Origin of the sequence: Amycolatopsis sp. lyj-84 (genome assembly GCF_046549075.1) — a bacterium.
GTDB lineage: Bacteria > Actinomycetota > Actinomycetes > Mycobacteriales > Pseudonocardiaceae > Amycolatopsis.
This window is the reverse complement of sequence record NZ_JAJPWO010000015.1, coordinates 110,801-132,745: the sequence shown is the minus strand read 5'-3', so window position 1 is coordinate 132,745 and position 21,945 is coordinate 110,801. Positions and strand designations below refer to the sequence as shown.

Here is a 21,945-nt window from a genome sequence, read left to right as displayed (position 1 = left end):
CCGCCAGGCTGCCACACCCTCACCCGCCCGACTTCCCCGGGTGCACTCCGCAATTCGTCCTCTGGTTGCGGTCCTCAGCGTGTGCAACTATCGCAACCAGAGGACGAAACGCGGAGTCAGAGGACGCCCTTCGTGGAGGGGATGCCGCCGGCGCGCGGGTCCGGTTCGGTGGCGGCGCGCAGCGCGCGGGCGACGGCCTTGTACTCGGCTTCCGCGATGTGGTGCGGGTCCCGGCCGTGGATCACGCGCACGTGCAGCGCGATCTGGGCGTGGAACGACAGCGAGTCGAACACGTGCCGCGTCAGCACGAACGGATAGTTCCCGCCGATGGTGAAGCTGTTGAACTGCTCCGGCTCGCCGAGGTGCACGCAGTACGGGCGCCCGGAGACGTCGATCGCGGCGTGCGCGAGGGTTTCGTCCATCGGGATCCACGCGTCGCCGAAGCGGCGGATGCCGCTCTTGTCGCCGAGCGCCTGCCGCAGCGCCTGGCCGAGCACGATCGCGGTGTCTTCGACGGTGTGGTGCGCGTCGATGTGCACGTCACCGGTCGCCTGCACCTTGAGGTCGAGCGAACCGTGCACCCCGAACGCGGTGAGCATGTGGTCGTAGAACGGGACACCGGTGTCGATCTCCACCTGTCCCGTGCCGTCCAGGTCGAGCTGGACCGAAATGGACGATTCCCTGGTGGTGCGATCCACCTTGCCGACGCGACTCATCGCGGCACCTCCTTGCTGGCCTCGAGAAAGGCGTCGTTCTCTTCCGGCGTGCCGATGGTCACCCGCAGGTGCCCTTCGATACCGACGTCCCTGATCAGCACGCCGTTGTCCAAATAGGACTTCCAGGTCGCGGGCGCGTCCGCGAACCGTCCGAAGAGGACGAAGTTCGCGTCGCTCGGGACCGGGGTGAATCCCAGTCCCAGCAACGATTCGACCACCCGGTCGCGTTCGGCGGCGAGTTTGGCGACCGAAGCCAGCGTGGCGTCCGCGTGCCGCAGCGCGGCCCTCGCGGCCGCCTGTGTGAGCTTCGAGAGGTGGTACGGCAGCCGCACCAGCTGAAGCGCGTCGACGATCGCGGGCGCGGCCGCCAGATAACCGAGCCTCCCGCCCGCGAAGGCGAACGCCTTGCTCATCGTGCGCGACACGATGAGCTGCGCCGGATACTCCTCGAGCAACTCGACGGCGCTGGGCTGCGACGAGAACTCCGCGTACGCCTCGTCGACCACCACGATGCCCGGCGCCGCTTCGAGCAACCCGCGCAGTTCGCCGAACGGGATCGAGCCGCCGGTCGGGTTGTTCGGGCTGGTCACGAACACGACGTCCGGACGGCGTTCGCGCACGAGCGCGGCGGCCTTCTCGGTGTCGAGCGTGAAATCGCCGCGGCGCGGCACCGGCAGCCAGTCGGTGCGGGTACCCGCCGAGATGATCGGGTGCATCGAGTACGACGGCTCGAAGCCGAGCGCGGACCGGCCCGGGCCGCCGAAGGCCTGCAGGATCTGCTGCAGGATTTCGTTGGACCCGTTGGCGGCCCACACGTTCGACTCCGACACCAGCACACCGGTCGACACCGCGAGATAGTCCGCGAGGTCCTGCCGCAGCGCGACGGCGTCACGATCCGGGTAGCGGTGCAGCGAGGCGGCCTCGGCGCGGACGGCCTCGGCGACGTCGGCCACCAGCGCGTCCGGCGGCGGGTACGGGTTTTCGTTGGTGTTGAGCCGGATCGGCACGTCGAGCTGCGGCGCGCCGTACGGGGTCTTGCCCCGAAGGTCTTCCCGCAGCGGAAGCGCGTCGAGCGTGATCTCCTCGCCGATGGTCATGCCCGCTCCCCCTCGAACCGCGCCGTGATGGCCTCGCCGTGCGCGGGCAGGTCCTCGGCGTTGGCGAGCGCGACGACACGGCCGGCGATCTCGCGCAGCGCGTTCTCGTCGTAGTCGACGATGTGCACGCCCTTGAGGAAGCTCTGCACCGAAAGCCCGGACGAGTGCCGCGCGAATCCGCCGGTGGGCAGGACGTGGTTCGACCCGGCGCAGTAGTCGCCGAGCGAGACCGGCGCGTACGCCCCGACGAAGATCGCGCCGGCGTTGCGCACGCGGGCCGCCACCGAACGCGCGTCCGCGGTCTGGATCTCCAGGTGTTCCGCGGCGTACGCGTCGACGACACGGAGACCGTCGTCCACAGTAGACACCAGGATGATGCCGGACTGCTTGCCGCTCAGGGCTTCCGTCACGCGCTCCGCGTGCTTGGTCGCGGCCACGCGGCCGGTCAGTTCCCTGTCGACGGCGTCCGCGAGCTCCACGGACGTGGTGACCAGCACGCTCGCGGCGAGCGGATCGTGCTCGGCCTGGCTGATCAGGTCGGCGGCGACGTGCACCGGGTCGGCGGTCCCGTCGGCGAGGATCGCGATCTCGGTCGGGCCCGCCTCGGAGTCGATGCCGATGATGCCGCGCAGCAACCGCTTGGCGGCGGTCAGGTAGATGTTGCCGGGCCCGGTGACGATGTCGACCGGCTCCAGCGTCGTTCCGTCGGTGTCGGTGCCGCCGTACGCGAGCAGCGCGACGGCCTGCGCGCCGCCGACGGCCCACACCTCGTCGACACCGAGCAGCTCGGCGGCGGCCAGGATCGTCGGGTGCGGGAGCCCGCCGAACGCGGCCTGCGGCGGCGAGCACAGCACCAGGGTGCCGACGCCGGCGATCTGCGCCGGGACGACGTTCATCACCACGGTCGAGGGGTACACCGCGAGCCCGCCCGGCGCGTACAGCCCGACACGCTCGACCGGGATCCAGCGCTCGGTGACGGTGCCGCCGTCGACGACCTCCGTGGTGACGTCCTGGCGGCGCTGATCGCCGTGGACCTTCCTGGTGCGGACGCATGCCTCCTCCAGCGCCTCGCGGACGGCCGGGTCCAGGTTCTCGAGCGCGCTCGTGAGTTCGGCGGCGGCGACCCGCACGCCTGCCGGACGGACCTTGTCGAACTTCTCGGTGTACTCGAGAACCGCCTCGACGCCGCGATCGCGGACCGCCTCGACCACCGGCCGTACGTGATGCAGCGCCGCGTCCACGTCGTACTCGGCACGCGGGAGCGTGCTCCTGAGTTCGGCAACGGACGGGACCTGTCCACGCAGGTCGGTACGGTTCAGCATGGGTCAAGGGTACGAGGTGGCCCGATCGCCCCGAGCAGGCACACTGGGGTGGTGACCAGCGATCCCACGATGAGGGAGTCCACCGTGCCGCGAATCGGGTTGTGCCAGCTCACCGCCGCCGAGGATCCCGAAACGAACCTGAAGCCGATTCGGGAAGGCGTGGCGGCCGCGGCGGCCGGCGGCGCGCGGATCGTGGTCTTCCCCGAAGCGACGATGGCGCGCTTCGGCGTGCCGCTGAAACCCCTCGCGCAACCCTTGGACGGTCCGTGGGCGTCCACTGTGGCGGCCATCGCCGAGGAGCAAGGCGTCGTGATCGTCGCGGGCATGTTCACGCCGTCGCCCGACGGACGCGTGAGCAACACGCTCCTCGTCACCGGCTCCGGTCATCACTTCGGCTACGACAAGATCCATCTGTACGACGCGTTCGGGTTCGCCGAGTCCGACACCGTCGCGCCGGGGGCCGCTCCGGCCACCTTCGAGGTCGACGGGGTCACCTTCGGCGTCGCGACCTGTTACGACATCCGCTTCCCCGAGCTGTTCCGGAAGCTGGCCGACGACGGCGCCGACATCGTCCTCGTGCCGACGTCCTGGGGCGCGGGCGAGGGCAAACGCGAGCAGTGGGAGGTCCTGGTGCGCGCCCGCGCGCTCGACTCCGGCTGCTGGGTCCTCGGCTGCGGGCAGGCCGATCCGGCCGCGAGCGGGACCTCGGTGAATCCGAAGGCTCCGACCGGGATCGGCTATTCCACGGTGTCCGACGGCTTCGGACGCGTCCACGCCCAGCTGGGCGCCGGACCGGACATGGTGGTCGTCGACGTGGATCCGGCGGTCAGCGGGAAGGCTCGGGCGGCGACGGGCGCGCTGGCGAATCGTCGCCTTTAGCGTCCACGGAGCGTTCGAAGAACGATTCGAGCACCACGATCGTCTGCGTGCCGGTGACGCCTTCGATGGCGTACAGCCTGCGCAACGACGCCTGCAGCTCTTCGGTGGTCGGCGTACGCACCTTCACCAGGAGCGAGGCCGGGCCCGCGATGACGTGCGCCTCCACGACCTCCGGCAACGCCTCCAGCGCGGCCTTGGTCGGCGGATCACCCATCCACGATCCCGCCTCGACCAGCACGAACGCCATCACCCCGCGACCGACCGCCGCCGGGTCGACGTCGACGGTGGTACGCCGGATGACGCCCTGTTCGCGCAGCTTGCGGACCCGCTCGTGCGCGGCGCCCGCGGACAGCCCGACGGCCTTGCCGAGCGCGGCATACGCCTGAGTCGCGTCCTGCTGCAACTCGGTGAGCAGTATGCGATCCACCTCATCCATGGGTTGACCATATCAAGTTCTGCGGTTCATGATGATTGCAATACTTGGTTCAGATCTCTGGGGTGAGCGTGGACAAGGTCAAGGCGCGTTTCGAGGTCCTCGACGAGCGGTTCGCCCGCGTCAACGGCGATGAGTGGCTCCACCGGCTGCACACCGGCTGCCGGTGGACCGAGGGACCCGCTTACTTCCCCGCCGGCCGGTACCTGGTCTTCAGCGACATCCCGAACGACCGCGTCCTGCGCTGGGACGAGACCACGGGCGCGGTCGGCGTGTTCCGCGAGCCCGCCGGATTCCACAACGGGCACACCGTCGACCGCCGGGGCAGGCTCGTCAGCTGCGAGCAGGGCGGCCGCCGGGTGACGCGCACGGAGCACGACGGCACGACCACCGTCCTCGCGGAGACCTACCAGGGGAAGAAGTTCAACAGCCCCAACGATGTCGTCGAGAGTTCGGACGGCGCGATCTGGTTCACCGACCCCAGCTACGGGATCGACAGCGACTACGAAGGCCATCGGGCCGAGAGCGAGATCGGTGCCTGTCACGTCTACCGCGCCGACCCGGTGGACGGCTCGGTGCGGATCGTCGCGGACGATTTCACGCGGCCGAACGGGCTGGCCTTCTCCCTCGACGAGTCGCTGCTCTACATCGTGGACACCCGGCAGGATCCCAGCCACATCAGGGTTTTCGCCGTGAACGACGGCGAACTTTCCGGTGGCGAGGTCTTCGCGACCTGCGACGCCGGCGTCTTCGACGGCGTCCGCCTCGACGCCGACGGCCGGATCTGGACCGCCGCGCACGACGGCCTGCACTGTTTCGCTCCCGACGGCACGCGGATCGGGAAGCTGCACGTGCCGGAGGTCTGTTCGAACCTGACCTTCGGCGGGCCGCGGCGGAACGATCTGTTCGTCACGGCGTCCAGCTCGGTCTACACGCTGCGGGTGAACTTCTCGGGACCGCGGTTCTCCTGAGGCCCTTTGATCAGCGCAGCAGGCCTTCCCGGATCGCCACCCGCACGAACCCGGCACGCCGCCGTTCCCCGGTCTTGTCCCGGATCCGGTCCAGATAGGACCGCACCGTCCGCACGCTGATGTTCAGGATCTCCGCCACGTCGACGTCCCGTTCACCGGCCGCGACCAGCCGCAGCACCTGCTTCTCCCGTTCGGACAGGACGATCTTGGGTCCGGCGTGGCGGTCTTCGCTGTCCTGGATGATCATCCCGGCCAGGGTCGGCGACACGTAGGCGTTGTCGTCGGCGATGGTGCGGATGGCGCGCAGGAGCTCGTCGCCGTCGACGTCCTTCGAGAGGAAACCCTTCGCCCCGGCTTGCATGGCTCCCAGCACCTCGGGCTGCTCGGCGTGCGCGGACACCACGAGCACCTTGTGTCCCATCTGCCCCACTTCGAGCACCGCGGCGGCGTCCTGGACACCGCGCAGCTTGAGGTCGAGGACGACGACGCTGCCCGGAGGCTGTTCCTGGACGGCGAACCGCGCGACGGAGTCGGCGACGGCGCCCAGCGCGATGTCGGGGGCTTCGGTGAGGACGCGCGCGACGGCGTCCCGGTACAACGGATGATCTTCGATCACCCCGACGTTGATGGGTGTGCTGCGTTTCGGCTGCTGCTCGTCTGCGTTCACCGGCGTCCTTCGAATCCGCCCGCGTCGTCGCGGGGCGCGACCGGCCGAGACGGGCCGGGCACCTCCGGCGGAGACGCGAGCCCGAGCTGGATGGCCTTGCGGACCAGACCGGCCCGCCTTCTCTCTCCGAGTTTGTCACGGATCCGGTCCAGGTAACCACGGACCGTCCGGACCCCGATACCCAGGATCCGGGCGATGTCGACGTCGCGTTCGCCCGCCGCGACCAGTCGCAGGACCTGCTTTTCCCGCGCCGACAACGCGATGTCCGGAGCCCGCACGGGACGGTCGGCGTTGTCCTTGATGATCATTCCGGCCACCACCGCGGAAACGTAGGCCCTGCCCTGCGCGACCGTCCTGATCGCGATCAGGAGTTCGTCGACGTCGACGTCCTTGGACAGGAATCCCTTGGCACCGGCCGCGATCGCGCCGAGCACCTGCTCGGATTCCGCCTGCGCGGACACCACGAGCACGTGATGTCCCAGTTCACAGACCTGGAGCACGGCCGCCGCGCCGGCGATCCCCGGCAGGCCGAGGTCGAGCAGCACCACGCTGCCGGGCGGCTGCGGATGGACGTGGAACCGGGCGACCGAATCGACCACGGCGCCCAGTTCGATCCCTTCGGCCTCGGTGAGGACCCGGACCACGGCATGCCGGTACAACGGATGATCCTCGATCACCGCGACGTCGACCCGGTCGGTCTCCGGCCTGTCTTCAGTCATCTGCACGTTCCCGCTCACCCCGTCCCACCTGCCGCGGACACCGCACGGCCCGCCTGCGCCGGATCCAGCGCGGGTCCGCGCGGGACCAGTGCCAGCAACCCATTCGGAACCGGTTGCCGTTCGGCTTGGCCGTATCCGAGTGAAGCGAGTGCCTCAGTGCTCGCCACCGGGTACTTCAGGCCCGTGTCGGTCACGACGTAGGCCGTGCCGGAACCGGATTCCGTCACCACCGCGCCTCCCGACGGAGGCACGAAAACCGCGTCGGCGACCAGCGCGTCCGTGCGCGCCGTCACCGGGATCGCCTTCGCACCTTGCGGCAAGGGGACCTGTGCGGAGATAACGATTCGAGAACCCTGTGCGCATAACGTCACGGACTGTCCGGTAACGGGCGCTTTTCGCGGGATGCGGTCCGGATACTCCGCGGGATCGGCCCCGCCCGTCCTCGCCGTGCCCACCTTCGGCACCGCGGCGACGTCGGCCGCGCGCACCGCGACGGGGGCCGGGACGCCGGTGTAGGCGTCCGCGTTCTGCGGCGTGTTGATCAGCAGGCTCGCCTCGGTCTGGCCGATCGGTTCGAGCCCTTCGGCGCGGACGAGGTAGTACGACGTCGCGTCGTTGGGGGACGCCATCGCGTCGATGACGCCGAGCACCGAACCGACCTTCGTCGCGGTGCCGCCGACCTTCGGGCCGGTCCGCCCGGCGTCCTCGACCGCGCGGTAGGCCAGATCGCGTCCGGCCGCGACGGTGCCGATCCACCGGGACGAAACCGCGATCGCCGGATAGGTGTCGAACTGCAACGCCGTAGCGGCTTCCGCGGTGAGCTTGTAGCGGCGTCCCGCGGTCACCAGATAGCGCTCTCCCTCGGGGACACGGACCACGACGGCCTGATCCCTCGGCAGGTCGACCCCGGAGGCCGGCGCGCCGAGAAGCACCGTCGTCTCCGGTTCGGACGAGGCGGGCGCGTCCTGGGTCGTCCGCGAACAGCTCGTCCACGGGGTCTTCAGCAGCGCGGCCGCCGCGGGCAGCGAATCGGGTGCGCCGGGAATGCCGACCTGCGCGCCGCGCGGCGCCTTCGCGAGCTTGTCCGCGGGGACGGTCACGGTGGCTTCGCCGTTGCCGCCCGCCATCAGCCGGGCGGAGGAGTAGTTGAGCACGGGGTGCAGCGCGCCGTCCTGGCCGAGGATGTAGCGCGCGCCGGTGCCCTCTTCGACGATCACCTTGCCGCCCGCCAGCCAGTCCTTACCGCCGGAGGGGTTCAGCAGGCCGATCACGCCGAAGACCGCGGTGATCAGCAAGGCCACACCGAGCCCGCACAGGGTTCCGATGACCAGCCTGCGGCTCGGGGCGACGGGATGGTTGGCGTCCGCCGAGACCAGTGCCGAAACCAGTCTCCTGCGGAGGAATTGGTAGGCCTGGATCTGGTCCCGCTGCGTCCACACGCTCCCGTACCCCGCCGTTCTTACCCACCCCGTTCGAGGGTGCTCACGTTAGGTTCCGACCTGCTCCACGGTGAGGGTAATTTTTACGCCCTCCCCCGCACCGGAGCCCACTACCGTCGTGCACGTGCACGGAGGAGGGGAATTCCTTGTCGGTTGACGCTCCAGCGGTGGGGACACCCCGCCCGGCCCCGGCTCGCGGCGGCCCCGCGGGCGCGGCGCCGTTGCCTTGGCTGCTGCCGATCCGGCCGCTGCAGGCGGCACTGTGGGAGATCGCCGGGATCGCGATCCTGCTGGCCCTCACCGTCGACGGACTCCCCCAGGCCGCGTGGATCAGCATCCTCGCCGCGGCCGGCGTCCTCGTGCTGACGACGTCGGTCCGCTTCGCCGGACGCCACGCCGCGGGCTGGCTGCTCACGTGGGCCGGATACCGGCTGAAGCGCCGTGACAAGCACGAGATCCCCGACCCGCTGCACCGGCTCGCCGGTCCCGTCCGGGTGCGCCAGCACGTCGACCGAGCGGGCAACCGCTTCGGTGTCGCCGAGGTCCGCGACGGCTGGAGCGCCATCGTGCGGCTCAAGCCCGGCGCGATGTCACCCGGCCCGGACGCCTTGGTCGGCATTCTGCGCGAGGCCTACGCGAGTACCGGGATCCCGTTGTCCAGTGCGCAACTGCTGACCTGGACCGTCCCCAATGGACAGTCGGTGCTCCGGGTCCGCTGGCTCACCGTCCGGTACCGGCCCGAAGACGCGCCGATCGCGGCACTCGCCCGTGGCGGCGGGGAACTCGGCGCGCTGCGGAGCACCGCCTGCGCGGCTCTGTCGCTCATGGGCGCGCTGGCCGAAGCCGGTTTCGAAAGCACCGTGCTCGAAGCCGGTGAAGTGGCTGAGGAACTGCGCGTCGCGATCGGAAGCGGCCAGGACGCGCCGGTGAACGGCTGGCGTTCGTGGGACTGGGGCGGCGCGTCGCAGGTCTGCTACCGGCCTCGGTCGGAGCGGGATCTCGCGCGGACGCTGGATCTTCACGTGCCCGGCTCGGCGTTCACCGCGACTTCGTACACGCTGCACCGGACCCCCGGCGGACGGGAGAAGTCCGAAGTGACCATCCGGGTCGGCGGACGGCCGGGAGCGGAGACGGTCCGGCCGGACGGGATCGCGGTGACCCCGTTGCACGGACGGCACGCGGCGGCGGTCCGGCGGACCCTGCCGCTGGCCCTGGAGAACTGAGGGGACTGTCCGTGAAGGATTCCTTTCCTCTCTGAGGGTAGGGAAGGAATCCTTCACGGACGTAACGCAATTACTGAGGGGTAAGTCAAATGTGGCATGACCGAGCCTCCGCGGCGAAGGACTCCTTCGCTGGCTTCAAGGTTAAGAGGTGGCCTTCGTGGCGTGGTTCTGGACCGGCCTGCGGGCGCCAGTCGCTCCCGAGTGTCCCGTGTGGACAGTCAGGGTGCGGCCAGTCCAGATCCGCGATGCCGAAGGCTCCCTTCACCGCATCGGACGCGGCGAAGGGAGCCTTCAGCCCGGCACGACCCGCCCGCGAACACGACACGTTTGACCTTCCCCTCAATAGTCCTCTGGATGCGGTGATTGCGTGTGGCAAGTACCGCATCCAGAGGACTAATTGCCTGGAGGGGCGGGGCCCTCAGCCCCGGACGGCCTCGTAGACCCCGGCGATCATGCCGACGAACGGGATCAGCGAGAGCAGCACCAGGAACTCGACGATGTCGAGAGTCCTTGCCCAGTAAGGAGAACGGCGTCCCTTCGCGACCCGCGTCGCGTACGTGAGGCAGACGGCCGCCGCGACGACGACCGCGCAGCCGGCGCCGAACACGAACGACCGCGGCCCGCCCGCGGCGAGCCAGAAACCGGCCGCGGCCAGGGCAGCCGCGCCGAAACCGATGAGCACGAGCCGCTGTGAGCGGCCGGCGAACGCGCGCGAGCGCAACATCAGCGCCAGCCCCAGCAGCGCGCACAGGCCCGCTTCCCAAGCCCCGCCTGAGGATGCAAGGACCACCGAAGCCGAGACCACGGTGAGCCCGAGCGCGACGAGCAGCCCGGTCAGCAACGCCTGCGCGTAGGTCGTCCCGCCGACCATGTCCTCGCCGAGCGAAGGGTTCTCGTCGGCGCGGAACGCGTCCATGTCGTCGGGCACGCGGGGCAGCGGCAGCCTGCCGAGCCGCAGCGCCATCATCGGCGCCACCGCGGCCAGCCCCGTCGCCACGACGGCGACCACGGCGGCCGCCGAAACCGCGCGCACGTCGGCCAGCAGGACGATGGCGGTGGTGATCGCGCCGAGTCCGGCCGAGACGGTCACCGCGACGAACCACGGCAGCCGGTCCGCCACCGAAACGGCCGCGATCACGCCGTACACGGTCACCACGGCGAGCCCGGCGGCCAGCGGTCCCGCCGACAAGGAGAACAACGGATGCGGCGGCAGGATCGACATCCCGGCCAGCAGCGCAGCGCCGACCCCGGCGAGCGCGCCGGCGGCACCGGCCTCCGCGTCGCCGTACGCGCGGCTCAGCGCGCCACCGCCCAGTACCAGCACGAGCGCCAGCAGTCCGGTCCCGATCGGCGCCAGCACACTGCCCGACGCCGCCGCCTGCACCAGCAGGCCACCGGCGAGCAGCAGCACCACCGACGCGACGATGCCCGCCTTGCGCGCGATCCCCGGTCCCCACCGGCCAGAGCCCGACTCGGCGACACTGGCGATCGAATCGACGACGTCGTCGAACAGCAGCGGACCCCGCGGGCGTTCCCGCGGGGTCAGGTGGAGGACTTCTCCGTCGCGCACTTGGGCCGCGGCGACCGTGAGCCCGAGCGCGAGCGGGGCGCCGCCGAGCCGGGAAAGCACCCACCCGGGATGCTCGGCCGACGCCTGCCCCGAAGCACCCGCGAGCCGCACGAGCTGCGGGACGAGTTCGGCGAACGTGCTCTGCTGCGGCAGCGCCACATCGACCCGCGCCCGCGGTGTCACCACCGTGACGCGGCGGGTGGAGCCCGCGATCGCGGCCGTCATGCTTCGATCGACTTGGCGGACTCGATGACCGGGGCGAATTTGGCGCTGCTGGCCTCGGCCAGCTTCTGCAGCCCGTTGTTGACCGCCTCCAGCACGATCTCCGAGAGGTTGCGCGCGTCGTACTGGCGCAGCGCGCGCGGGTCGATGTCGATCGAGGTGAACCGGCCGTCACCGCGCAGGACGACGGTGACCTCGTTCTGCCGCGAGTGCGCCTTGACCTCCATCGCCTCGACCGAACGCTGGATGCGCTGCACCTCTTCGGTCTGCTTGCGGACCTGGTCCAGCAGCTCGTCCATGTCCGGCATGGCGTAGGGGTCGGTGGTCACGAGTCTTCTCCTTCATCTGCGGTGAAATCCCGCCGGACGTGGACACTGCCCACGAACCGCCGGAAGTCGTCGCCGAGGCGGCGGGCCGCCTCGGGCGTTGCGGTGCAGGCGATCTCGAGGATCAGCCGTTCGGCCGGGCTCGCGCCCGGCACGGTCAGTTGCACCTGCGTCTGGACGAGTTCCTGTCCTTCGCCGGTGCGGATGCGCAGTACCTGCGTCACCCCGGGCGCGAGCCCGGTGCCGATCACCTTGCGCCGCACCACTTCGAGCGCCGCCATGGTCCGGCCGAGCCGTTCGACGGCCTCGTCGGCGATGTCGGTGATCTGCGCTTCGTCCGGCCGCTGCCCGACGCTCAAGGTGATGTTCGGGGTGAACTCCGCGTCCGGGACGGAGTGCACGGCGACGAAGACCGCGCCCTCGGCGCCGACCGACGCGGGTTCGACCGGCACCCAGCCGTCGGGGATGTCGAATCCGAGCGGGAGGGAAACCCGGTCCTGCGTCGCCATTTTGCTCATCCCATCACCAGGTGCCCACGTAGGAGACCGCGTCGTCCCACGCCTCGCCGACGGCGTCCGCCGCCTGGCCCGCCGCACCGCTCACCGCGTCGACGGCCGCGCCGCCGTACTCGCCGACGGTGTCCGCGATCTTCGGCAGGTCGATGTCGATCTTCGCGCCGATCCCGGCACCGAGACCGAGTGCGACACCCGCCTTGAAGTTGACCTTGATGTGCCCGGCGTCGTAAACCGCCTGGCCGTCGAGCTGCGCGCCGATTCCGTACTGGAGGGTGCCGCTCGCGCCGACGCCCACCCCGGCCACGTCCGCCGCGAGCTCGCCTTCGACCTTACCTCCGACGAAGGCGTTGGCGTGCACGCCGACGCCGTGCGCGCCCGCCTGGAGCGAACCGTTCACCTCGCCGCCGACGAACGCGGTCCCCTTGGCGCTGCCCGAAGCGACGCCCCATTCCTTCTTGCCTTCGACCTCTTCCTTGAAGGCGGCGAGTTCGGCGTGGCCGGACGCCTTGAGATCCCAGCCCTGCGAGGAGACCTTGGCGTCCCACCCCGGGGTGAAACCGTCCTGCTCCTGCTTCCACTTGGCATAGGTGATCTCGGTGTTGCCCCAGGCCTTGTCGCGCAGGCCCTCCGGCTTCGGCCTGCCGAACGGGGTGTCGCCGGCACGCGGCGCGCGCGTGCCTTCGAGACCGTCCCAGGTGAGCTTCTTCCAGCCGGAATTGCCGAACCAGGAGGGATGCGAACGCGGGCGCTTGCGGCCGTCGAGCGCTTCGCCGTTGAGCCAGTACAACGGGCCGCGGCCCCATTTGCCGAGTTCGTGTTCGATCCGGCCGGCGCCCTCCGGCGGGAACAGCCGCGCGAGTTCCTCGCTCAGCTCGTCGGCGATCTCCTGTGCCGCCTGCGCGGCGCGCTCGCCGAGCTGGCGGGCGGCGGAGATGAACGCGTTGACCGCGTTCGCGTTCGCCGTCCGCGCCTGGCTGACGAGCTGCGCGGCGTACTGGTCGAACTGCGCGAGGATCGAGTCCACACAGGACTTCGCGCCCTGCAGGGCCTGCGCGCCCGCCCGCAGCCGGTTCGACTGGTCGCTCAGTTTGGCGCCGAGCTCACCGAGTTCCTGGCTCAGTTTCGCCGCGGCCGTGGCGAACGCGATGTAGGCGTCGCCCTCCCAGGACGCGTTGAGCGCCTTCGCCGCTTTGCCGATCTCGTCCGCCCGGCCAGAAACCGTCGACGCCCGCTCGCCGCACCGCTGGGCGGACGCGTTCAGCGCCGAGGGGTCGCCGGTGACCCGCCGCTGGTACTCGACCACGAGCCGCCGGTAATTCGACAAGATCGAGCTGACGACGCCCGACGCGTCGACCACACCGCTCCCCGACACGGTTTACCTGCCCTTCGCCGGTGAGTCGGCTCCCGCGTCGATGTCGATGTGCTGCTCGAAGTGCTTGCCGCCGTAGTTCATGTCGATGTCGATATCGATGTCCTGACCGCCCGGCGCCTGCACGGTGGACTTCCCGGTGCTCAGGTCGGTGGTGATGGTGACCGTGTTCCCGTTGCCCATGCCCGCACCCGCGCCCGGCAGGGAGCCGGAACCCGAGCCGCCGCCGGACGGTCTGTCCACCGGGATCCAGGAGTCGGCGCCGCCCGGCCAGTTGCCCTGGGCGCCGTTCCCGCCCAGCGCGGGCGGCCGGTACTGGGTGAACGGCGGCGTCTCGCCCGGCGTCGTGCCCCCGCCGGAGCCGCCGCTCGCGCCTCCGCCCGCACCACCACCGGAACCGCCGACAGCGGCCTGTCCCGCGCCGCTGGCGACCGAACCCGGCGCCTGCGGGTTCGTGACCGGGGTGCCGGAGATGGCCGCGTTGCCCGCCGAACCGTTGCCGGAATCGCTGTGCCCGAACAGTTTCTGGACCTCACCGATGATGTTGGCGATCTGGGTGATCTGGTTGGCGAGGTCGACGACGCCGAGCGCCTTCAGCAGCGCGCCGATCGCGGTGATGAACGCGCGCAGCGAAGCACTGGTGGCGGTGGAAAGCGCGACGGCGGCGCCGTAGGTCCACGGATTCGACATCAGCCCGGCGACCGTCGGGTTCACCGCCGAGACCACCGCTTTGTAGGCGGCCTGGGCGGTCTTGATCAGCGTCCCGGCCATGCCGAGCAGCTCCGCGCCCTTCTGCACGACCTGGACGATCTTGGTCAGCGAGTTCAGGGAGTCGGTGATCTTCTTCATCGCCGAGTCCGAAGCGCCACCGGACCAGATCTTCTTCAGCTGCTCGGCGGCCTTCGTCACCTCGTTGTACATGGTGAGGAACTCGTTGGCCTTCTTGAGCACTTCGAGCACGTGCTTCGCGATCTGCTCCGGCTGACCGGTGAGGATCTGCGGCAGAATGGTGATCGGCCCGCCCGAGGACGCTGTCGCGTCCATCGCGCTGGAATTCGGGTAAGTCAGCATGTCGCTCCTCAGGCCGGAAGTCAGACGGAAGCCGGGCGGTAGACGCTGACCTTCGCCAGGCCGTTGATGTCCGCTTCGACGAGTCCGTGGTTGTAGAGCAGTCCGCCCTCTCCGGCGATGGCGATGACCGGCTTGTTGTCGGAGAACAGGAGCGGTTCGACCACGACGACGTCGCCGCTGTGCACCCCGCCGGGCACGTCGCCGAAGTTGCGCGCCGTACCGGCGTAGACCTCGATGACCCCGACCCGCGCCTGGTTGTCGGCGTCACCGGCCAGCCAGTCGTTGAAGTCCGAGACGCCGTGGAACCGCGCGTCGGTGATCGGGTGGTCGCCGAGCTGACCCAGCCGCGCGTCCCCCAGGTAGCGCAGCACATTGCCGACCGACGAAGGTTCGCCGTTGCTCCCGGCGCTGTCGTTGATGGCCAGCGTCGCCAGTTCGGACGCGTGCGAGTTCCCCCAGATCGACGAGGTCGATCCCGCGCCGCCGCCGGGACGGCCTCCGTAGCCGCCCGCGACCGCCTCGTCGGCGGCCTGGTAGGCGTCGGCGCTGCTCTTGATGAAGCCGTTGATCTGCTGCAGCAGTTGCAGGAGGGTGCGGACCGCGACCACCTGCTGGCTCTGCATGGCCGTGTTGGCGGCCGCCACCGCACTGCCGAACGTGGCGAACGACATCGGCTGCAGGACGGTGCGCTCGAGGTCGCCGACGACATTGATGCCCTGCATGATGATGCCGCCCAGGTTCCCGACCGCCGAGCGCATGGCCTCGGGCTCCGCCCGGTACTCGCCCGTGCCGACCATGGTTCTCCTTTTCTCGTTCCCCCACGTCTGCGTTGACCAGCAGCGTAAGTTCGCCACCAGACGCGAGCGGACGGCAAAAGTACCCACCGCAACGGCGGCACGAGTGGCCAGAATGATCGGCAGGATTACCCACACGCGGCCAGAAAGACCCTGATGAGCGCCACTCGCGACCGCATGCCGGCCCTGGGCGAGCAGCCCGGTGAAATCGTCCTGCAGTCCCCGCCGATGCTGCCGAAGGGCTCCTCCGGCGGAGCCATGCAACTGCTGATGTTCATGCCGATGATGCTGGGCATGGGCGCCATGTCGTTCGTCTACATCGGACGCGACGGCGGGGTGATGACCTACATCTTCGGCGCGTTGTTCCTCACCGCGATGGCGGGCATGGTGGTGATGTCGCTCGGCCGCGGCGGCGCGGCGAAGAAGGCGCAGATCAACGAGGAGCGCCGGGATTACCAGCGCTATCTGACCGGTTTGCGCGGCCAGGTCCGCGACATCGCGGACAGCCAGCGCGCGGCCATGGCGGCGTTGCAGCCCGATCCGGCGGATCTCTGGGCGTACATCGAGACGGGGAAGCTGTGGGATCGCCGCCGGTCCGACTCGCAGTTCGGGCAGGTGCGCGTCGGGACGGGGCCGCAGCGGCTCGCGACGCCGTTGAAAGCGCCGCAAACCGTGCCGCTGGAAGACCTCGATCCGGTGTGCTCGACGAACCTCAAGCACTTCATCCGGACCTATTCGACGGTCGACGGTCTCCCGGTCGCGGTCTCGCTGAGGTCGTTCGCGCAGGTCAGTCTGTCCGGCCGCCGTCCGGACACGCTCGGGACCGCGCGGGCGATGCTGACCCAGCTCGCGACCTTCCACTCACCCGGCGACCTGCGGATCGCGCTGTGCGTCAAGGACGACCGGCTGCACGACTGGGAATGGGCGAAGTGGCTGCCGCACGTCGCCTCCACCGCCGCCGACGCGGCCGGTCCGCGACGGCTCGTCGACGCCGACTCCGGGAAGCTCGCCGACCTCCTCGGCCCCGACCTCGGCGACCGGCCCGCGTTCACCCGACGGCCGGATTCCCGGCTGGACCTGCCGCATATCGTCGTGATCGTGGACGGCGGGCACACCCTCGCCGACCCGCGGCTCGTCGCCGAAGAAGGCAGGCTCGGCGTCACGGTGGTGGAGATCGGCGCGGAGCAGCCGCGGTCGGTTTCGTCCGAACGGCTGCTGAGCCTGCACATGAGCCCCGAACAACTCGGGATGGTCGTCGGCGACGGCACCGAGCAGCGGCTCGGATTCCTCGGCACCCCGGACACGTTGGACCGCGGGGCCGCCGAGGCGCTGGCCAGGATGCTGACGCCGCTGTTCCAGGGGGCGGCGGTGGTCAGCGAAGCGCCGATGTCGGCGACGTTCGGGCTGGCCGGGCTGCTCGGCATCGGCGACCCGCGCGACACCGACACCGAGGTCACCTGGGCGCCGCGTTCGGCGCGGGACCGGTTGCGGATCCCGCTGGGCATCAATCCCGAAGGCAGGCCGGTCGACCTCGACCTCAAGGAGTCCGCGGAAGGCGGGATGGGCCCGCACGGGCTGGTCATCGGCGCGACCGGGTCCGGCAAGAGCGAGTTGCTGCGGACGCTGGTGACCGCGCTCGCCGTCACCCATTCGTCGGAAAAGCTCAACCTCGCGCTCATCGACTTCAAGGGTGGCGCGACGTTCGCGGGGATGACCGGGCTGCCGCACACCTGCGCCGTCATCACCAACCTGTCCGACGATCTCGCGCTGGTCGACCGCATGGCGGACGCGCTGAACGGCGAGCTGTTGCGGCGTCAGGAGCTGCTGCACGCGGCAGGGAACTACGCGTCGGTGCGGGACTACGAAAAGGCCAGGGAATCCGGCGTCAACCTGCGTCCGATGCCGTCGCTGCTGGTGATCATCGACGAATTCAGCGAACTGCTGTCGTCGCGGCCGGAGTTCATCGACCTGTTCGTCGCGATCGGACGGCTGGGGCGGAGTCTCGGGATCCACCTGCTGCTGGCGTCACAGCGGTTGGAGGAAGGACGGCTGCGCGGACTGGATTCGCACCTGTCGTACCGGATCGGCCTGCGGACTTTCTCCGCGTCGGAGAGCCGCGCGGTGCTCGGGGTCGCGGACGCCTACCAGCTTCCGCCCGTGCCGGGCTCGGCTTATCTGAAGTCCGACAACGACACCCTCATCCGGCTCAAGGCCGCGTACGTCTCGGGAGAGCTGCCACCGCGCAGCAAGATCGTGCGCAAGGACGGCCAAAGCCTCGGGCTGATGCCGTTCACGCTGGCGCCGGTGGAGATCCCGGTGACCGTCGAAGCGGAGGAACCGGTCGAAAAGGGCACCGGCGAGACGATCATCGGCGCGATGATCTCGCGACTCGAAGGCAAAGGCCCGGAAGCGCACCAGATCTGGTTGCCGCCGCTGGCCGAACCGCCCACGCTGGACCAGCTGCTTCCGCCGCTCGGCGAGGACGCCGCACGCGGTCTGTGCCCGCTGGGCTGGGGCGGGAACGGCAAGCTGATGATCCCGGTCGCCTTGGTGGACAAGCCGTTCGAGCAGCGGCGCGACATGCTGTGGGCCGATTTCTCCGGTGCCGCCGGGCACGCGCTGATCGTCGGAGCGCCGCAGAGCGGCAAGAGCACGCTGATGCGGGACATCGCCGCGATGCTCGCGCTCACCCACACGCCGGAAGAGGTCCAGCTGTTCGTCCTGGACATGGGTGGTGGCGCGCTGGCGCCGATCGCCGGGCTGCCCCACGTGTCCGGATACGCGACGCGCCGCGACGCCCAGCGCTGCCGCCGGGTCGTCGCGGAACTGACGACCCTGCTCGAACAGCGTGAGGAGTTCTTCTCCGCCAACGGGATCGAGTCGATCACGACGTTCCGCCAGCGGCGTGCGGAGTTCAAGGAGAGCACAGAGGGCCGCGAGTTCGGCGACGTCTTCCTGTTCGTGGACAACTGGACCACGATCCGGCAGGAATACGAGCAGCTGGAGGAACAGATCACCAGCCTGGCTTCGCGCGGGCTCGGTTTCGGCATCCACGTCGTCGTCTCGATCAACCAGTGGATGGGCATGCGGGCGCCGCTGCGCGACGCCATCGGTACCAAATTCGAACTGCGGCTGGGTGAACCGGCGGACTCGCTGATCGACCGCAAGATCGCGCAGAACGTCCCGGCGGACCGGCCGGGCCGCGGGCTGACCGCGGACAAACTGCACTTCCTCGCGGCGCTCCCGCGGATCGATTCGGATCAGCGGCCGGACACCGTCGGCGCGGGCGGCCTGGATCTGAACCGGCGGATTTCCGCTGCTTGGAAGGGAAAGCCGGCTCCGGCCGTGCGGCTGCTGCCGCCCGAGATCCCACTCGACTCGCTGGAAGCGGGGCCGCGCAAACAGGTCACGCTCGGCATCGCGGAATCGAATCTGCGGCCGGTGTACCTCGATTTCGCCACCGAACCGCATTTCGTGGCCTTCGGCGATGTGGAATCCGGAAAGAGCTCGCTCCTGCGCGCGATCGCGCAAGGCATCACTTCGAAGTATTCGCCGACGGAGGCCGCGATCATCGTCGCCGACTACCGGCGAGGGCTGCTCGGCGCGGTGCCGGAGTCGCATCTGCTGGGCTACGCGGGTTCCGAGACCGCGCTGACCGGGCTGATCGAACAGTGCCAGCAGGCCATGCGGAACCGGCTTCCCGGTTCGGATGTCACGCCCGAGCAGTTGCGGAACCGGTCGTGGTGGCGGGGGCCGGAGCTGTTCGTGGTCGTCGACGACTACGAAATGGTCGCGACCGTGGGCCGGAACCCGTTGCTGCCGCTGTTGGAATTCCTGCCGCAGGCACGGGACATCGGCCTGCACCTCATCCTCGCGCGCGGGAGCGGCGGGGCCGGGCGCTCGCTGTTCGAGCCGGTGCTGCAACGGATTCGCGAACTGGGGTCGCCTGGTCTCGTGATGTCCGGGTCGCGGGAAGAGGGTGCGCTGCTCGGGGACGTGAAGCCGGGGCCGCAGCCTGCCGGGCGGGGCGTGCTGGTTTCGCGGAGGCACGGGACGGGACTGGTCCAGGTGGCTTGGACGAAGCCTGTGGAGGACTGAGCCGGACGGTCGTAACCTTTGACGAATGCAGTGGACGACGCTACCGGCCACGCGCACCTTGCTACGAGCAGCGTCACCAACTGGAAGTGGTCGCGCCGACTGAGGTGACGACGGCGGCGGTGAACTACTTCCGGACCGTACGCGGCTTACGCACTGTGGCCGCCGGGGGCAAAGACGTCACCGACCCTGAACGGGAAGCCAACCCCAGGGAACTGAAGCGCACCCGGGAGTCCGTCCGTACAGGAAGCGATGCGAGACGACTTGCGGTCGCACTGAAGTCCGCGACGCCCCGTGAATGGGCCCGCAACCCGGGAAAGGTCACTCACCGGACCGTTCACTCTCCGCGTAAATCCGGTCACGCATTCAGTGGTGATCGAACTCATGTTCGACTATGATCATCGGCATGACCACAACTCTTGCTTTTAACCTGAAAGCTGCTCGGTTTCTTGAGACCGCGTTCGACGAGGAGGTTTCACATCGTCAGGCACAGGGTCGTCAGGTCCGCGCGTTAGCCGAGTTCGCCGCCGTCGGCGGGTCGCGAAGATCGGTGACCGAGGAGGTGGCTTTGCGCCTCTCGGTCTCCCGCAATCAAGCGTTCCTGCTCGTCGAGACCTCCTGCGCCCTGGTGGCCCGATTGCCGAACACCTTGGCGGCACTGGAGAAGGGCGATATCGATCTGTTCAAGGCGTCCAAGGTCACCAGGTTGACCCGTGACGTGTCGGACGAGGTCGCCGCGCAGGTGGACGAATGGATGTCCCTACGTCTGGCGGGTCGTGATCCTTCGGCGATCCGCAGCTCGGTGAACCACGCCGTGCAGAAGTTCGATCCCGACGGATATCGGGATCGAGCGAAAAAGAAACGCGAGCTACGGCATATTTCGCTGGAGCACGACGACGAGACCATGTCCACACTCTCGGGACATCTTCCCGCGGAGGTCGCCGGTTCGATCTATGCCTCGATGAGCCGGGCCGCACGAACGCGCCGGGCGGAAGACAAGTCCCGCACCCTCGACCAGCATCGCGCCGACATCTTCGGCGAACGTCTCCTCGCCGAAGACGGCCGCGGAAAGCCTCGCGCGCACATTCACGTCTACGTGGATCTCCTGACCCTGGTCGGTGTTCGCGAGGACCCTGCCATCCTGGCGGGCTACGGGCCCATTCCGGACTGGCTGGTCCGTGAAATCGCTTCGGATCCGGATTCGACTTGGTCGCGGTTGATCACCGATCCCGCAACCGGTCAACTCCTCGAAGCCGGCGCCGGAACCTATCGATCACCGGCATCATTAGCTCGGTTGATCAAGGCACGGGATCGGGAATGCACCCATCCCGGCTGTCACCGTCCGGCGGAGTTCTCCGAAATCGACCACATCACCGACTGGGCCCGCGACGGCAAAACCAATCACCACAACTGCCACGGCAACTGCAAAATTCACAACTTACTCAAAGAAGAACCCGGCTGGTACGCCGAACCCACCGGAAACGGCGGCATGACCCTCACCACCCCAAGCGGGCACACCTACGACGCGACACCCGAACCACTCCACGAACCACGCGAAGAACCAGAGGACGACATGCCGGTTTGACCAGGCCTGCCATGGCCCTGGTGGCTATTCACGGAACCCGGGGCGGACGAAACCCGTTCTGCCTGCAAGAAATAACAAGCGACATGACGTCCGAACAGGACCTAACGCACCGCCGATGGCGAACTCGTCGATCAGCCCCAGCCGGCCAGCTCGGCGAGAGCCGCACCGCCGATCGCGATGCCACCCTCCGGCTCAGGTCGCGACCGCTCGAACCTCGAGTCTTCGAGCAGCCGCCGCCCCACCAGGTGAACGCCGACCGCGCACCGGGCTGCCGCCTAGGCAATCCGTGCGGCGATCTCCCGCGCACAGACCAAAGCCTCGTTCAACCCCGTGTCCACCTCGAAGTCATAGACCACACCCCGATGCACGGCCTCGGCCTGCGCCTCCGCCATCCCCGCGACCCGGTCCCCTCGCGCCATCTCCCGCCCGGCGGCGACAACACCGTCACAGTGAACCCCGACCCACAACACTTCGAGCCCGTCCAGCGCCTCACGCCACCGCCGCTGCGATTCCGCGCCGCCCAGGAACGCGTCGTCGACAATGACCCGCGCGCCCGCCCGCACCATCGCCGCGACACCGGCCATCCACGCGTTTTCGAGACGTTGGAACCCGGAGCCGACGTTCACCCCGCCGTCACTCGCGAAGTCGATCCCATCGTCGACAGTGGACGGCATGGCGTCGATCAAGGTGTCAACGCCGAGAGTGAGCCAAGGCTCCGGCAGCACCGCCTGCAGGCATCGGGCGATCCCCGACTTACCCGAACTGGACCCACCGTTCAGCACGATCACCCGAGTCGTCACCCACCACACCCTAGGCGGCTCGATCGGCCAACGCGGAACCACCGCGCCAAGAAACGCCTTCCCGGAGAAAACGGAGAATCCACCCGAAATACCCCAGTCTCACGATCCGACATCATGATCCAGCCTCACTGT

19 protein-coding genes are annotated in these 21,945 nt (G+C 69.3%); 5 read left to right on the top strand and 14 right to left on the bottom strand.

What is annotated here, in order from left to right; translation table 11 throughout:
- Positions 1-116: 116 nt before the first annotated feature.
- The 3 genes from hisB to hisD are packed head-to-tail and all read right to left on the bottom strand — an operon-like array spanning position 117 to position 3,135.
- Positions 117-716 carry an imidazoleglycerol-phosphate dehydratase HisB gene (gene hisB / locus ACLJRM_RS35575; protein WP_101609443.1) on the bottom strand — a complete coding sequence of 200 codons (600 nt, stop codon included), beginning with the start codon at positions 714-716 and terminating at the stop codon, positions 117-119.
- A complete protein-coding gene (locus ACLJRM_RS35570) occupies positions 713-1,813 on the bottom strand; it encodes a histidinol-phosphate transaminase (RefSeq protein ID WP_410599941.1) in 1,101 nt (366 codons plus the stop codon). The genes hisB and ACLJRM_RS35570 overlap by 4 nt, the downstream gene beginning before the upstream one ends.
- Complete coding sequence (hisD, locus tag ACLJRM_RS35565) at positions 1,810-3,135, bottom strand: histidinol dehydrogenase (RefSeq protein WP_101609445.1); 1,326 nt, start codon at positions 3,133-3,135, stop codon at positions 1,810-1,812. The genes ACLJRM_RS35570 and hisD overlap by 4 nt, the downstream gene beginning before the upstream one ends.
- Positions 3,136-3,219: 84 nt before the next feature.
- Between hisD and ACLJRM_RS35560 the strand changes: the two genes are divergently transcribed.
- Positions 3,220-4,014 (top strand): carbon-nitrogen hydrolase family protein, encoded by a 795-nt coding sequence (locus tag ACLJRM_RS35560; protein WP_410665625.1) that lies wholly within the window; start codon positions 3,220-3,222, stop codon positions 4,012-4,014.
- Here ACLJRM_RS35560 and ACLJRM_RS35555 read toward each other — a convergent pair.
- Positions 3,962-4,450, bottom strand: a complete 489-nt coding sequence (locus tag ACLJRM_RS35555; protein ID WP_410599942.1) for an Lrp/AsnC family transcriptional regulator — start codon at positions 4,448-4,450, stop codon at positions 3,962-3,964. The two genes, ACLJRM_RS35560 and ACLJRM_RS35555, sit on opposite strands and share 53 nt — an antisense overlap.
- Before the next feature lie 68 nt (positions 4,451-4,518).
- Between ACLJRM_RS35555 and ACLJRM_RS35550 the strand changes: the two genes are divergently transcribed.
- Positions 4,519-5,418 (top strand): SMP-30/gluconolactonase/LRE family protein, encoded by a 900-nt coding sequence (locus ACLJRM_RS35550; protein ID WP_101613387.1) that lies wholly within the window; start codon positions 4,519-4,521, stop codon positions 5,416-5,418.
- 10 nt (positions 5,419-5,428) lie between these two features.
- On the opposite strand, the gene ACLJRM_RS35545 is transcribed toward ACLJRM_RS35550, so the two are convergent.
- Genes ACLJRM_RS35545 through eccB form a run of 3 tightly spaced genes read right to left on the bottom strand, consistent with a single transcriptional unit; the run spans position 5,429 to position 8,243 of the window.
- Positions 5,429-6,085: a response regulator transcription factor gene (locus ACLJRM_RS35545; RefSeq protein WP_020630350.1), complete on the bottom strand. Its 657-nt coding sequence runs from the start codon at positions 6,083-6,085 to the stop codon at positions 5,429-5,431.
- Positions 6,082-6,804 carry a response regulator transcription factor gene (locus tag ACLJRM_RS35540; RefSeq protein WP_233223729.1) on the bottom strand — a complete coding sequence of 241 codons (723 nt, stop codon included), beginning with the start codon at positions 6,802-6,804 and terminating at the stop codon, positions 6,082-6,084. Before ACLJRM_RS35540 ends, ACLJRM_RS35545 begins: the two co-directional genes overlap by 4 nt.
- 14 nt (positions 6,805-6,818) lie before the next feature.
- Positions 6,819-8,243: a type VII secretion protein EccB gene (eccB, locus tag ACLJRM_RS35535; RefSeq protein WP_101609448.1), complete on the bottom strand. Its 1,425-nt coding sequence runs from the start codon at positions 8,241-8,243 to the stop codon at positions 6,819-6,821.
- A gap of 167 nt (positions 8,244-8,410) precedes the next feature.
- Between eccB and ACLJRM_RS35530 the strand changes: the two genes are divergently transcribed.
- A complete protein-coding gene (locus tag ACLJRM_RS35530; RefSeq protein WP_101609449.1) occupies positions 8,411-9,466 on the top strand; it encodes a type VII secretion protein EccE in 1,056 nt (351 codons plus the stop codon).
- 418 nt (positions 9,467-9,884) lie between these two features.
- On the opposite strand, the gene eccD is transcribed toward ACLJRM_RS35530, so the two are convergent.
- The 6 genes from eccD to ACLJRM_RS35500 are packed head-to-tail and all read right to left on the bottom strand — an operon-like array spanning position 9,885 to position 15,336.
- Positions 9,885-11,261 carry a type VII secretion integral membrane protein EccD gene (eccD, locus tag ACLJRM_RS35525; protein WP_101609450.1) on the bottom strand — a complete coding sequence of 459 codons (1,377 nt, stop codon included), beginning with the start codon at positions 11,259-11,261 and terminating at the stop codon, positions 9,885-9,887.
- Positions 11,258-11,587 (bottom strand): YbaB/EbfC family nucleoid-associated protein, encoded by a 330-nt coding sequence (locus tag ACLJRM_RS35520; protein ID WP_233223736.1) that lies wholly within the window; start codon positions 11,585-11,587, stop codon positions 11,258-11,260. Before ACLJRM_RS35520 ends, eccD begins: the two co-directional genes overlap by 4 nt.
- On the bottom strand, positions 11,584-12,093 hold the full coding sequence (locus ACLJRM_RS35515; protein ID WP_101613388.1) for a hypothetical protein: 510 nt from the start codon (positions 12,091-12,093) through the stop codon (positions 11,584-11,586). The genes ACLJRM_RS35520 and ACLJRM_RS35515 overlap by 4 nt, the downstream gene beginning before the upstream one ends.
- A 13-nt stretch (positions 12,094-12,106) precedes the next feature.
- The gene (locus tag ACLJRM_RS35510) at positions 12,107-13,456 is read right to left on the bottom strand and encodes a WXG100 family type VII secretion target (RefSeq protein ID WP_101609451.1); all 1,350 of its coding nucleotides are present in this window, start codon (positions 13,454-13,456) and stop codon (positions 12,107-12,109) included.
- Between the two features lie 18 nt (positions 13,457-13,474).
- A complete protein-coding gene (locus ACLJRM_RS35505) occupies positions 13,475-14,539 on the bottom strand; it encodes a hypothetical protein (protein WP_101609452.1) in 1,065 nt (354 codons plus the stop codon).
- A gap of 20 nt (positions 14,540-14,559) precedes the next feature.
- A complete protein-coding gene (locus ACLJRM_RS35500) occupies positions 14,560-15,336 on the bottom strand; it encodes a WXG100 family type VII secretion target (RefSeq protein ID WP_101609453.1) in 777 nt (258 codons plus the stop codon).
- A 153-nt stretch (positions 15,337-15,489) separates the two neighbouring features.
- Here ACLJRM_RS35500 and eccCa point away from each other — a divergent pair, with 153 nt between their 5' ends.
- Positions 15,490-19,431 (top strand): type VII secretion protein EccCa, encoded by a 3,942-nt coding sequence (gene eccCa, locus ACLJRM_RS35495; RefSeq protein WP_410665580.1) that lies wholly within the window; start codon positions 15,490-15,492, stop codon positions 19,429-19,431.
- Between the two features lie 403 nt (positions 19,432-19,834).
- On the top strand, positions 19,835-21,013 hold the full coding sequence (locus ACLJRM_RS35490; protein WP_410665579.1) for a DUF222 domain-containing protein: 1,179 nt from the start codon (positions 19,835-19,837) through the stop codon (positions 21,011-21,013).
- 275 nt (positions 21,014-21,288) lie between these two features.
- On the opposite strand, the gene cpt is transcribed toward ACLJRM_RS35490, so the two are convergent.
- Entirely contained in the window at positions 21,289-21,813 is a 525-nt protein-coding gene (cpt, locus tag ACLJRM_RS35485; protein ID WP_410665578.1) for a chloramphenicol phosphotransferase CPT, read from the bottom strand.
- Positions 21,814-21,945 lie beyond the last annotated feature (132 nt).